We start from the raw sequence: 13,461 nt of genomic DNA, 5'->3' as shown, positions 1-13,461 counted from the left end.
GGGAAAATGTATGACTTTGCTAGCACAATATCATGGCAAGGAAGTTGAAATTGAAATCTCAGGAGATAAGAAACATAAAGGAGTCTTGATCGATTCGGGATTGGATATTTTAGTCATTTATAATGGAACGGATTTTATCTATATTCCTATTAACCATATGCAAAATTTCAATCTAGCTGTAAAAAGTGAACAGGAACTTTCTAATATTCCTGATATACCGATCATTAGTGAACAGAATATTTCGTACCGCAAGACTTTGACTAATGCCAAGGGAGTATTTGTAGAAATTTTTGTTACCGGAAATTTATCATTACATGGATATATTACAAACATCCTTACAAACTATTTTGTTTTTTATTCCCCGGTATACCAAACTATTTTTATTCCATTCTTCCATTTAAAATGGCTGATTCCATATCCTTATAACCAAACTCCATATTCAATAGATAAGAAGCTGTTGCCAGTAAATCCGGCCGAGATGCCGCTTGCTCGTACTTTTGAAGAACAGATAAAAAAATTAACAGGGAAAATTATAGTGATTGATTTAGGAAGTAACGGAAATAAAATGGGCCTGCTTAAAACCATAGAAAATAATATGATTGAGCTAATTACAGCCGGCGGATCCAAATTATATTTCAATATCCAACATATAAAAACTGTTCACTATGTATAGTGGGGGGTATTTTGGAAAACCATGAGAAGGGGATAAGGCACAAATAACTTCAATAAATGAAATAAAAAGAATGTTACATTAATTCAAAAAGCACAAAGTTTGTGCTTTTTTCTTTTTAAGTAAGATATGTGAATTTCTTTGAAGAGGGTATTAGGGATAGTGCTGTTTTCAGAAAACAATCAAAAACGTTCATGTTTGTGACGATTATTATTAAAATGTGAATGTTTTTGAAAGAAAATGATTGATTTTTGAAATCGATTACATTAATATAAAAATACGAAGCACATAGGAGGTAAGGCTCATGTTGACACCTGAGCGCCACCAGCTCATTTTACAATTAATTAAAGAAAAACCAATCGTTAAAATACAGGAATTAGTTGATTTAACTGAAGCATCAGAGTCTACTATCCGACGTGACTTAACAGTCCTAGAAGAAGGTAAGTTCCTTAAAAGGGTTCATGGCGGGGCAGCAAGACTGAGAGGTAAGCTCCAAGAACCAAGTATGGTTGAAAAATCGGCCAAAAACCTTCAGGAGAAAAGGTACATTGCTCAATATGCTGCCAGTCTTGTCGAAGAAGGGGACAGTATTTACCTTGATGCAGGCTCGACCATTCTGGAGATGCTCAATTTCCTTCCAGCAAAAGATATAGTAGTAGTGACGAATGGACTCATGCATTTGCCACACCTTCTTGAAAGGAATATCGAAACATATGTAATTGGTGGCTATGCCAAGCCAAAGACAAATGCCATCATTGGAAGAGGAGCATTAGCCAGCCTCGAGCAATATCGTTTCGATAAGTGCTTTCTTGGCGTAAATGGGGTTCACCCTCATTCTGGCTATACAACGCCTGACCAGGAAGAGGCAATGATCAAACAAAAAGCCATTTCATTGTCACGTGAGGTTTTTGTACTAGCGGATGATACGAAGTTCTCAGAAATCGCTTTCGCAAAAATAGCGGATTTACATGAAGCTACCATCATTACAAATACACTGAATAATGATATTAAAGGTCAATATACTAGTAAAACTTCAATAAAGGTTGTGACATCATGATTTACACATTGACGCTTAATCCTTCTGTAGATTACATTGTCGAAGCAGATGAAATCATACTAGGTGAATTGAACAGAAGCAAAAATGAAGCGAAATTCCCAGGCGGGAAAGGAATAAATGTCTCCCGAGTTCTGCGCTCGATGGAGATGGAAAGCAAGGCTATTGGCTTTTTGGGAGGCTTTACTGGTAAATATGTCGAGGAGTTCCTTAATAGGGAAGGGATTTATACAGGATTCATCAAAGTCGAAGGGGATACGAGAATCAATATAAAACTGAAAGCAGATACAGAAACAGAAATCAATGCCCGCGGTCCTGAGATTTCCTCTCTTTCATTAGGTTTATTGAAGGAACAAATCAAACAAATTGGAAACGGAGATTTCCTCGTGCTTGCAGGAAGTATTCCATCGAGCATGCCAGGGACAATCTATGAGGAAATTGTCCGAATTTGCAAGGATACAGGCGCAGAATTCATCGTAGATGCAGAAGGCGATTTGCTAAAAACGGTGCTTGAATATCGCCCATTCCTGATCAAGCCCAATCACCATGAATTAGGCCAGTTATTCAACACAGAGGTATCATCGACTGAAGAGGCAATTTTCTATGGGAAGAAGCTTATCGAAACAGGAGCTAAAAATGTGATTGTATCTCTGGCTGAAAAAGGAGCTGTATATATTAACGAATCCACAGCTTATACTGCATCTGTGCCAAAGGGAGAAGTCAAAAGCTCTGTTGGTGCAGGGGATTCCATGGTTGCAGGGTTCATTTCTCGTTACATGAAAACTAAGGATCGCAAAGAAGCATTCCGTTACAGTGTCGCCTCAGGAAGTGCTACTGCCTTTTCCATTGGATTATGTACAGATGAAAAAGTAGAAAAGCTTTTGCCAGAAGTAAAAATACAAGAATGCTAGTGAGGGGGAAGAGAAATGAGAATTACAGAATTGCTTACTAAAGAGACGATTCTTTTAACAATGAAAGCAAACACAAAACTTGATGCAGTAGATGAGCTTGTAAGTGTTCTCGAAGGGGCAGAAAAGATTACTGACCGCACAACATTTAAGAACGCAATTTTAAAACGCGAAGAACAAAGTACAACAGGTGTAGGTGATGGAATTGCAATCCCACACGCAAAGACTTCCGTGGTAAAGGAAGCTGCGATTGTTTTCGGCCGATCACAATCTGGAATTGATTACGAGTCTTTGGACGGCCATCCAGCCCATCTTTTCTTCATGATCGCTGCTCCTGAGGGGGCAAACAATACCCACCTTGAAGCACTTGCACGTCTGTCTTCGATTTTGATGAAAGCTGACGCCCGTGAAAAATTGAAGAGAGCCAAAAATGAGGATGAGGTATTAGAAATTATAAATAGCTATGACAAGGATGCGTCTGAAGATAAAGTAGAACGTACTAATAAGAAATTCATTGTTGCCGTTACAGCCTGTCCTACAGGCATTGCCCATACGTATATGGCTGCAGATTCCCTTAAAGCAAAAGCAGCTGAAATGGGTGTGGATATCAAGGTTGAGACAAACGGCTCTGGAGGGGCGAAAAATGTCCTTACCCGTTCTGATATTGAAAATGCTGAGGCAGTCATCATTGCAGCGGATACAAAGGTTGAAATGGATCGTTTCGCTGGTAAACCGTTGATTGAGGTCCCTGTGGCTGACGGAATCCGGAGGCCAAAGGATTTAATCGAGAAGGCTGTCAAAAAAGATGCACCATTATTTCAGGCTTCTGCCAATAAGAGTCCTGATAAGAAAGAAAGCCGCGGCGGTGTGTACAAACATTTGATGAATGGTGTATCCAATATGCTTCCATTTGTTGTCGGAGGCGGGATCTTAATCGCAATTTCGTTTATGTTTGGCTATAATGCGTTTAATCCTGAAGATCCAAGTTATAACCCTATCGCAAAGGCGCTTATGGACATAGGCGGAGGAAGCGGGGCATTCGGTCTGCTTGTACCAGTACTTGCAGGATTTATTGCCCTTAGTATAGCGGACAGACCAGGTTTTGCTCCTGGTATGGTAGGCGGATTGCTTGCAGCTACTGGTGGAGCGGGCTTCCTTGGCGGATTGATTGCCGGTTTCCTTGCGGGATACCTGGTTTTAGGCTTGAAAAAGGTGTTCGCAGGTTTACCAAACTCACTTGAAGGTATCAAAACAATTTTATTATATCCTTTGTTCGGTATTGCTTTGACAGGATTCCTTATGATTTTCCTCGTAAACAAACCTGTCGGTGCCTTGAATCAGGCGATCACTGATTGGCTCTCAGGACTTGGAACTGGAAATGCAGTATTGCTTGGAATTGTACTTGGATTAATGATGTCATTTGATATGGGTGGCCCGATCAATAAGGCTGCATATGTATTCGGCACGGGGCTGCTTGCAAATGGAGTATACGAGCCGATGGCAGCGATCATGGCTGCAGGTATGGTACCTCCGCTTGGTATCGCTCTTGCCACTACATTCTTTAAAAATAGATTTTCAAAGCAAGACCAAGATGCAGGGAAAGCTTGCTACATCATGGGACTTTCCTTCATAACTGAAGGTGCCATTCCTTTTGCGGCAGCAGATCCATTAAGGGTCATCCCTTCTGTAATGGCCGGCTCAGCAGTAACAGGTGGACTTTCAATGATGTTCAACATTGGATTAAGAGCTCCACATGGCGGGTTGTTCGTAGTGCCCCTTGTTGATGGAGCATGGTTATTATATCTTGCAGCAATCCTGTTGGGTGCTGCTGTAACAGCTATCCTGCTGGGAATCTTAAAGAAACCAGTCAACAACTAGAAAGCTAGCCGGCAGAAATAATCTGCCGGCTTTTTCCTTGTCAGAGTCTTTTCAAAGAATATTTCTGCAATCCTGCAGATATGATTTTATTAGATGACTGAGAAGGGAGTAGGTGGAATGGTTCAAGACTTTAAGGAAGCTGCTCTATTTGAACATCGATTCTGGCTCCAGGTACTTGGTGACCATGCGAGATTTTTACACGCTGCACTAGCGTCTGTTGAAAAGGAAGAGATAGAGATCGCGCACTATTTCATTAATGCTTTTGACCGGCTTTTAGGAAGGATTGAGACAACGGATCTGGTCCATTTGAGTATGAGGGCAGAGGAAGAGGCAAAGAAAATCCGAGAATTCAAACTGGAGTTAATCGCAAAAATGCTCACAGGCAATGTGAAAATTCATTTTGGGCCTACTTTTGTCAATCATATGGTGAATGAGGTCGAAGAATATATTAGAGTATTAGAATACTTGAAAAAGGGTCAGGTACCTCCTATTTTTCATGAACTTCACCATCATACTGTCTGGCTGCTGGACGCCGCAGGTCATGCTGGAGCCATTCAGAGTAATCTCGATCAGGTTGAAAAGCGATTAAAGGCAAGAAGTGAAAAATACATGAAGCATTTTGAAGATTTTTATTTGAAGGCAGTGGAAATGACAGGTTATCTGCGCACGAATTTAACAGCATTTCCTGCCCTTCAAAAAATGAATGAAGACGTTACATTGGAACTTCAGCTGTTCATGAAATTTTTGGATGAGCTAAAAGAACTTGAACTGACTGAGCAGGCTTTAGGCAGCTTTGCTCCATTAATGGCTGACCATATGTTCAGGGAGGAATGCTATTACTTAACAAAAGTTGCGGAAGCATCCTCTTTGCAGATGCCTGATTGTGATCCGGGAAAACCCAGAGTAAAAGCGGAATAACTAGGCGGGATACTAGATCTTATGAAGGTAACATCTAGTATCTTAGCCCTAATTTTCCTAAAAATAGAACAGATGTTCTTATTTTGTACAAGATTATGTTATACTTAAATGGCAATAGTCGGATCTCAAGGGTGGTCGGCTAGCCCCGCTGAAAGGGGGTGATGCCTTTGACGCTGTTCGAGTCCTTTATGGCTATGTTTTCCTTTGCCAGTCTTGTCCTCGCAATATTAACATTTAGCCAAAAAAAATAGACCTCCCTTGATCTAATACTGAGGGAGAGGTCCAGCTATTACTATGGCCGATCCTCCATGGGAAAGGCTATTGCAAAACTGCCGGTGGGCCAACACTGGCAGTTTTTTTACTTTTATTAATAAAAGGATACCATACCGGAAAGGCAATGTCACGGTAAGAACGTTCTTTTGCATGAGTCGTTTTGTGAAATGGCAATACTAAACTTGCCTTAACATAAGAGGATAAATGCATAAGGAGTTGATTGTGGTTGCCAAAATGTCAATTAGCTTATGGCGATCTTTTTTTCGAGGATATTGGTGCTGGGGTGCCGATTATTTTTTTGCATCCGCCTGGTATGGGAAGAAAAGTGTTTCACTACCAAAGGGCATTGAGTAATAAGTATCGAGTGATTTTGCCTGATTTGAGCGGACATGGCGATTCCACAGCCCTTTCAAGTTCAGTGAGTATAAAGAAATACGCCGACGAAATCCTGCAGCTTATTAATAGTTTAGGGGTTGAAAAGGTCGTACTTTGCGGCTATTCATCTGGAGGAAGCATCGCACAGGAATTTGCATTGACATATCCTGGCCGGTCCGCTGCAGTAATCCTTTCAGGTGGATTTGCAAAGGTGGAATCGCCTGCTCTAAAATATGAACACTTATTGGGTATGTATTTTGTTAAAAATTCACCTAATATACTGGCAAAGGTAATCGCCACTGCGCACACCCATGAACAAGTATTTCGTTTAGAATTGATTAATCATATGCTGAAAGCCCACCGCGGCACGTGGTTTCACTTTTATCAAGAATCTTTGAACTACTCGTGCTTAAAGCGGTTGAAGGATTTATCTGTTCCATTGCTGCTGATCTACGGCTCAAGGGATTTTATTAACCAGCATCTCCGGACTTATGAGAGGGTATTGGGCGAATGTAAGTCTGTTTTAATCCAGAAAGTTTCACATCAGGTACCCGTTAAAAAATGGCTTGAATTTAACAACGAAGTATCTCATTTTTTGGATAACCTCAATTTGCAAAGATAAAACGCATTGGAGCCAGCCAATGCGTTTTCTTTACGCTCCCTTTTTATCAGGCTTAATTGCGATGAACGTTGCTAATGCAGCTGCAATGCTCAACGTTGTTAACAAAATGAAGATGATTTTACTTGAATTTTTCATCAGTAATGCAATAACAGGAGGACCAGCTGCAACCCCAATAAATCTCATTGAACTGTAAATGGATGTGATGGTTCCTCGCTCCTCTTTCTCAATACTTTCAGTTATGAGCGCATCTAAAGGAGGGAGGCTTGCACCGATTCCAATCCCAGCAATCAGAAACATTGTAATGATGAACCATAGCTCCTTCGAAAAGCTCAAAAGGGCAATGGCAATTCCTAATAACACTAAGCTGCTGAATGTAATCCATTTCATCAAGACCATATTTTTTTTGATTTTTTTCCCTGTTATAAAGGATGACAGGCAAAGGGCGCCTAAGGGCAGTGCCAATAGCAAACCTTTTCGCAGGTCCTTGATTCCATACTTGTTTTCCAGAATATCTGAAAGGTAAAACAATACCCCGAATAGTACAAACATAACAATGACACCAATAAAAAAGATGGCGTAAAGCCAACGGCCATTTTCGGTAAAGATCAATTTGACTTTCTTTAAGAAGTCTTTAAAAGGCAAAGGTTTTTCTTTCTTTTTAGGGCTCCTAACCATAAAAATCATCATGACAATGGAAATCGCACAAAAAACTGGTATGGAGAAAAACGGGAGGAACCAGATAAACCCAGCCAGGAAGGACCCTAAGACTGGACTTAGAACCTTTCCAAGTGTATTGGCTGTTTCTATTTCACCTAGTACACCACTTACCTCGTCATCATTCTTAAACATGTCTCCTACCAATGGCAAAACAATCGGGAATGCCCCTGCTGCACCAACACCCTGCAGCGCTCTGCCGATAAGAACAATCCAATAACCGTCATTCATTTTCCATGCAGCCCATCCTGAGATAAGACCGCCAATTCCAGTAATGATAAGACTCGGAATGATTACTTTTTTTCTGCCGATATGATCCGACATGTAACCCGCAATTGGAATTAGAAAGATTGCTACGATGGAGTATACGGTTATGATTAAAGATGACTGAAATGCGGAAATCCCCATTTTACGTTCCATAACTGGAAGTACGGGTATAAGCATTGAATTTCCAAGTGTCATGACTAATGGAATAGATGCGATTGAAATGATGGCCCACTTTTGGTTATTAACATTATCCTTTTCGGAATCCTTTTCTTTCTTACCCTGGATTCCTTCAGATTTTGGAAACAAGTTTTCAATATAATTCATGTCCGAAACCTGCCTTTTTTCAAACTATTTTTAGTGTGAGCTTTTGTGCGGGGAAAAACAGATGTTTTTTTATGGTAATCCCTGATAGTAAAATTGGGTGGAAAACGATAAAATGAAATGAATGACCAAGAGGAGGATACAGGAAAATGGCTCAGATTTTATTTTTAAATGTTGGTTTGCCAGAGGTAAAGAACTGGAATGGTACACAGGAACACTCAGCAATCGCAAAAAAAGGAGTGTCTGAAGCCTTCCTTTCTATTGAGGCGCTTCAAGGAGATGGAGTTGCAGCTACAGAATATCACGGGGGACCAGACAGAGCCGTTTGTTTTTACCCTGTAGAGCATTATTCTCAGTGGTCACGTGAATTTGGCAAGGAACTCAATGCCCCCTCTTTTGGAGAAAATATTTCAGTTCCAGGAATGAAAGAATCTGATGTTTATATTGGAGATATTTATCGTCTTGGAGACTCCATTGTGCAGATTTCTCAAGGTAGAATCCCATGCTCTAAAATTTCGAAAAACAACGATACCGATCAGCTATTGAAAAGGGTTGTGGAAACTTGTTATACAGGCTATTTCTTTAGGGTGCTTGAAGAAGGGATGGTTTATTCCGATTCAGAAATTAACCTGCTGGAGAGGAAGCAAAATAGCTTCTCTGTTTTACGTGCAAATGAATTATTCTTTCATCAAAAAAATGATTATGATGCAATTGGGAAACTACTGGAGGTTAATGAATTGGCTGAGGATTGGAAACAAAATCTCCAAAGACTCCTAAAACAGAAAAATCGGAAAAATTAAATTTTATTTGACTTTTAGAATTATTCGTTTTATTATAAAAAACAATATAACGTATAGCGTTGACGAAGAGTAGTAACTGAAACGGGTACTTCAGAGAGCTGATGGGTGGTGAGAATCAGCGTGGCTGTTTCAGCGAATGGACTTCCGAGCTTCCAAACCGAACCCCATGGGCAGTAGGCTTTGGCGAAAAGGCCTTATCGTTACAAAAGGCAGGCATTAAGCATTTTTTCATGCTCGATGCTGTTAAGTGAGCCGAATTTCGGCTAAACAAGGTGGCACCACGGGTCTCTCGTCCTTATTTTTATAAGGAGGGGGACCCTTTTTGTTTTGGCTGATCTTTTTATCGTTAATGCTTTAAAGTTTTTTTGGAAGGTGCTGGCGGACATAGAATGTAACTAAGAAAAAACGCATCTTGGTCGTACTATACGAGCAAAATATAGGCTCACTTAAAAAATAAGAAAGTGCTCCCACGAAGTAAGGAATTTTTCAAAGAAGCACGAATCCTAAATAAATAGTGTGAAGTAACAGAAATAAATGAATGTGAAATATCTTTTATAAAACTTAATATTATTAACTCGATGAGCAAGAAGAGTAAGCAGATGATTTTCGGTACAGAGAGCTGGGTATGGTGAGAACCGGCGCGAACATCCCTGCCGAATGGCCTTGCGAGAGGCAGCTTGAAATGTAGTAGGGCTGTCCGGGATTCCACCGTTAAAAGGATAGGGTATACCGAAAATTCATTTTGATTTTTCCTGTACCTGAAGAGAGGGAGCTTTTTCTGCTCCAATATGAGGTGGCACCGCGGTCCAATCGTAATCGTCCTCTATACAGCACAATATTTGTGCATGTATAGGGGACTTTTTTTATTTCCAAAAGGAGGATATCAATGAACATACAAACCCATGAACTGATGATAGAAGAGCTTGAAGGAGATACAGTAACGCCAATTTCTTTGTACCAAAGAATTTCCGGGAAGAAAAAGTTTCTATTAGAGAGCTCCCATAAACATGAGGAATCAGGAAGGTTCTCATTTATTGGCAGCAACCCCGTTTTTGAGCTGATCAGCATGAACGGGAAAACAATAGTCAAAAACGAGAAAGACGAGGTACAGGAAACAGGGAGTTTTACTGAAGCTCTACAGCAATATGTGCCTCAAATTGAGAACAAATTGGATATACCTTTCATTGGTGGTGGTGTTGGATTTATTGGCTATGATTTCATAAGGAATTATGAGTATATTGGGTCGCTGCAGGAAGACACGATTGGGATGCCTGATGCCCATCTTATGATATTTGATCACGTTATCGTGTGCGATCATTCAAAACAAAAATTATATCTAATAGGCATTCCCATTCCTAATCAATCAACAGAAGATCTCGTTAAAAGGCTTAAAAAGCGAAAAGAGGAGATTCATACATCAGCAAAAATATCAACGGAGGGAAATTATTCCGTAACTGATTTCAAATTTTCAAAGTCGAAGGAAGAGTTTACAGAATTGGTTGCAATGGCTAAGGAACTAATTGAAGCAGGTGAAATATTTCAGGTTGTATTATCGCGTAGGCTGACTGCAAAAGCAAAAGGGGACCCTTTTAACTTTTACCGGAGATTACGGGTCAATAATCCATCACCATATATGTATTATCTAGACTTTAAAGATTACGCAGTGGCGGGGTCTTCTCCTGAAAGCTTGGTGAAGTATCATTCAGGAACCATATTAACCAACCCAATAGCTGGCACGAGACCAAGGGGGACTTCATTCGAAGAAGATGAAACTTTAGAGTCTGAATTGCGGAATGATGAGAAAGAGCTGGCAGAGCACAAAATGCTTGTAGATCTTGCCAGGAATGATTTGGGGAGGGTATGCGAAATAGGCAGTATAGAAATCAAAAAATTCATGGCTGTCGAAAGGTTTCAATTTGTAATGCATCTTGTTTCAGAAGTACGAGGTAAATTGCTTGACTCAATCCATCCAATTGAAGCACTTGCCTCTTGTCTTCCGGCGGGAACTGTATCTGGAGCTCCCAAAATACGTGCTATGCAAATTATCAACAAGCTTGAAAGTGAGAAAAGAGGAGTCTATTCAGGCGCGATCGGATATTTTTCTGCCTGTGGAAGCATGGACTTTGCCTTGGCAATCAGGACGATGGTTGTCAAAGATGGCAGGGGATATTTCCAGGCTGGAGCCGGTATCGTTTATGACTCTGATCCTCAGAAAGAATTTGAAGAAACGAATCACAAATTAAAAGCTCTTTTGGAGGCAGCAAATGATTCTGCTAATTGATAATTATGACTCTTTTACCTTTAATCTTTATCAATATTTAAGTGAACAAGGCTGGGACGTAACAACTGTTAGGAATGACAAAATATCACTTACCCAAATCGAGCAAATGGCTCCGGATTGTATCGTTCTATCCCCAGGTCCTGGAAGGCCAGAACAAGCTGGGATATGTGTAGAAGTGATAAAAAGATTCACTCCGGAAATCCCCATACTTGGTATTTGTCTTGGCCATCAGGCAATTGGGTATGCATTTGGAGGTTCAGTAATTAGGGCGAATAAAATCATGCATGGCAAAGTTTCTAAAATAAAACATAATGAATCGATGCTGTTCTCTTCATTGCATCAGCAGATCGAGGTAATGAGATATCACTCCCTTGTAATCGAACGTGAAACGTTGCCTGAAGAGTTTGTCGTTCTTGCAGAATCAATGGATGATCACGAAATCATGGCAATCAAGCATAAACGGTATCCGCTTTTTGGGCTGCAGTTCCATCCTGAATCGATAGGAACAAAAAGCGGTAAACAAATTTTAAAAAATTTCCTGGATGGAATCAGAAAGGGGAAAAAAGTATATGAAATTTTATCTTGAAAAGTTACTAGGAAAAAATTCGCTAACAGAAAATGAAATGAAAGCTGCTGTTCAGGAATTTTTCACTAAGGATATTAGTGATAGTGAAATTGCTGCTTTCCTAACGGGTTTGAAAGCAAAAGGGGAAACTGCCGATGAGATTTCGGGACTTGTTAAAGTAATCAGGAAACATTCGATGAATTTCACTAAGAACCATTCAGGTGTCATAGATAACTGTGGTACTGGAGGGGATGGATCGAAAAGCTTCAATATCAGCACAACCTCAGCGTTTGTGATTGCCGGTGCAGGAATTACGGTTGCTAAACATGGAAATAGGAGTGTTTCGAGTAAAACTGGCAGCGCTGATGTACTGGAAGAACTCGGAATCCGTCTTGACTTAGAAACAGAGACAATAGAAGAAATTTTAGAAGCTAACGGTATAGCGTTTCTATTTGCTCCCCATGTCCATCCAAAATTAAAGCAAATTATGAAGGTGAGAAGAGAATTAAAAATCCCAACAATTTTCAATCTCATTGGACCTCTCACCAATCCAGTAGAACTTGATTATCAGATGCTTGGAATTTATAGGAGAGACTTGCTTGATCAATTTGCTAAAGTCCTTGCCAATCTTGGCAGGAAGAGAGCTGTTGTTATAAGTGGAGCTGGTCAAATGGACGAAGCTTCGCTGGCTGGAGAAAACGAACTAGTTATACTAACTGGTGGAAAATTGAAAAGCCTGAAGCTCCATCCTGAGGAATTGAATATGCCAGTTTATGACAACACCCATATACTCGGCGGCGATGCCAGGGATAATGCAGAAATTTTAACGAAGATTTTAAAAGGCAAAAAAGGCCCTCAGCGAGATACTGTGCTTTTGAATGCTGGAATTGGGATTTTTACTGCAGGCAAGGCTGATTCCATATTAGATGGAATTGCCCTTGCGACAGAAAGTATTGATTCGGGAAGAGCGCTGGCAAAGCTTGAGAATTTAATAGCGTTAAGTAGCAGAACAAGAAAGGCGGTGGGATAATGGAAGGCACAATTCTTGAGAGGATTATCGAGCGAAAAAGAATAGAAGTAGAAGAATGTAAATTATCTAAGCTGGTTTCACATCAACCCTTCTTTAAACCACGATCCCTAATAGAGAAGTTAAGGAACACAGATGAAGTAGCTATTATTTCTGAATTCAAGAGGGCGTCTCCTTCGAAAGGAGACATTAACCTTAAGCTAAATCCCGCAGATCAAGCAAGACTTTATGTGAAAGCTGGTGCCTCGGCAATTTCCGTCTTAACGGATGAAATCGGCTTTAAAGGTACTTTTTCTGATCTCGAAAAAGTACGAGAGGCAGTGAACATTCCCATACTATGCAAGGATTTTATCATCGACAAGGTCCAAATCGACCTTGCCAGGTATTCAGGTGCAGATGTGATTTTGCTGATAGCAGCTGCTCTAAGTAAAGAAGAATTGGGGCTGCTGTATGGGTATGCATCATCTGTAGGGTTGGAATGCCTTGTGGAAATTCATGATGAAATAGATCTTGAAAAAGCGGTTGAATTGAATGTACCCCTGATTGGTATTAACAATCGTGATTTGAAAACCTTTAAGGTCAATCTTGAAACCACAATGAAATTGGGACCTCTTGTTAAGAAGGCGGGTGCATTTCTGATCAGTGAAAGTGGCATGAAAACTAGGGAAGATGTTCAAATAGCTGCATTAGCAGGTGCGAACGGAGTATTGGTAGGCGAGACATTCATGAAATCACTTGATGTTGAGCGGACTTTTATGGAATTCAAGGTTCCTATCGGAGGCTACTGA

General features: G+C 40.3%; 12 protein-coding genes and 2 other annotated features. Of the genes, 11 read left to right on the top strand and 1 reads right to left on the bottom strand.

Translation table 11 applies throughout. From position 1 onward, the window contains the following. Nucleotides 1–10 precede the first annotated feature (10 nt). From V7201_RS04025 to V7201_RS04000, 6 genes are all read left to right on the top strand, one after another. Nucleotides 11–673 carry a DUF2642 domain-containing protein gene (locus tag V7201_RS04025; protein ID WP_335375501.1) on the top strand — a complete coding sequence of 221 codons (663 nt, stop codon included), beginning with the start codon at nucleotides 11–13 and terminating at the stop codon, nucleotides 671–673. Nucleotides 674–974: 301 nt separating this feature from the next. Continuing rightward, complete coding sequence (locus V7201_RS04020) at nucleotides 975–1,727, top strand: DeoR/GlpR family DNA-binding transcription regulator (protein ID WP_335375500.1); 753 nt, start codon at nucleotides 975–977, stop codon at nucleotides 1,725–1,727. Next, nucleotides 1,724–2,635, top strand: coding sequence for a 1-phosphofructokinase (pfkB, locus tag V7201_RS04015; RefSeq protein WP_335375499.1), 912 nt, complete (start codon nucleotides 1,724–1,726; stop codon nucleotides 2,633–2,635). The genes V7201_RS04020 and pfkB overlap by 4 nt, the downstream gene beginning before the upstream one ends. Before the next feature lie 15 nt (nucleotides 2,636–2,650). Continuing rightward, nucleotides 2,651–4,510 (top strand): PTS fructose transporter subunit IIABC, encoded by a 1,860-nt coding sequence (locus V7201_RS04010; protein WP_335375498.1) that lies wholly within the window; start codon nucleotides 2,651–2,653, stop codon nucleotides 4,508–4,510. 117 nt (nucleotides 4,511–4,627) lie between these two features. Next, complete coding sequence (locus tag V7201_RS04005) at nucleotides 4,628–5,428, top strand: DUF2935 domain-containing protein (protein WP_335375497.1); 801 nt, start codon at nucleotides 4,628–4,630, stop codon at nucleotides 5,426–5,428. A gap of 499 nt (nucleotides 5,429–5,927) precedes the next feature. Then, complete coding sequence (locus V7201_RS04000) at nucleotides 5,928–6,698, top strand: alpha/beta fold hydrolase (RefSeq protein WP_335375496.1); 771 nt, start codon at nucleotides 5,928–5,930, stop codon at nucleotides 6,696–6,698. Between the two features lie 30 nt (nucleotides 6,699–6,728). Here V7201_RS04000 and V7201_RS03995 read toward each other — a convergent pair whose 3' ends face one another. Further along, a complete protein-coding gene (locus V7201_RS03995) occupies nucleotides 6,729–8,003 on the bottom strand; it encodes an MFS transporter (RefSeq protein ID WP_335375495.1) in 1,275 nt (424 codons plus the stop codon). A 146-nt stretch (nucleotides 8,004–8,149) separates the two neighbouring features. On the opposite strand from V7201_RS03995, the gene V7201_RS03990 reads away from it, so the two are divergent. The 5 genes from V7201_RS03990 to trpC all read left to right on the top strand — a co-directional run bounded on the left by V7201_RS03990 (nucleotide 8,150) and on the right by trpC (nucleotide 13,461). Further along, nucleotides 8,150–8,800, top strand: coding sequence for an MOSC domain-containing protein (locus tag V7201_RS03990; RefSeq protein WP_335375494.1), 651 nt, complete (start codon nucleotides 8,150–8,152; stop codon nucleotides 8,798–8,800). A gap of 50 nt (nucleotides 8,801–8,850) precedes the next feature. Beyond that, nucleotides 8,851–9,100, top strand: a binding site (T-box leader). A 269-nt stretch (nucleotides 9,101–9,369) separates the two neighbouring features. Beyond that, nucleotides 9,370–9,627, top strand: a binding site (T-box leader). Nucleotides 9,628–9,686: 59 nt separating this feature from the next. Continuing rightward, a complete protein-coding gene (trpE, locus tag V7201_RS03985) occupies nucleotides 9,687–11,081 on the top strand; it encodes an anthranilate synthase component I (protein ID WP_335375493.1) in 1,395 nt (464 codons plus the stop codon). Then, a complete protein-coding gene (locus V7201_RS03980; RefSeq protein ID WP_335375492.1) occupies nucleotides 11,065–11,667 on the top strand; it encodes an anthranilate synthase component II in 603 nt (200 codons plus the stop codon). Before trpE ends, V7201_RS03980 begins: the two co-directional genes overlap by 17 nt. Further along, on the top strand, nucleotides 11,651–12,676 hold the full coding sequence (gene trpD / locus V7201_RS03975) for an anthranilate phosphoribosyltransferase (protein WP_335375491.1): 1,026 nt from the start codon (nucleotides 11,651–11,653) through the stop codon (nucleotides 12,674–12,676). Before V7201_RS03980 ends, trpD begins: the two co-directional genes overlap by 17 nt. Beyond that, nucleotides 12,676–13,461, top strand: coding sequence for an indole-3-glycerol phosphate synthase TrpC (gene trpC, locus V7201_RS03970; protein ID WP_335375490.1), 786 nt, complete (start codon nucleotides 12,676–12,678; stop codon nucleotides 13,459–13,461). Before trpD ends, trpC begins: the two co-directional genes overlap by 1 nt.

It is taken from the genome of Bacillus sp. JJ1122 (assembly GCF_036964885.1).
Classification (GTDB): Bacteria; Bacillota; Bacilli; order Bacillales; family Cytobacillaceae; genus Mesobacillus.
This window is presented reverse-complemented; position numbering and strand designations above follow the sequence as displayed.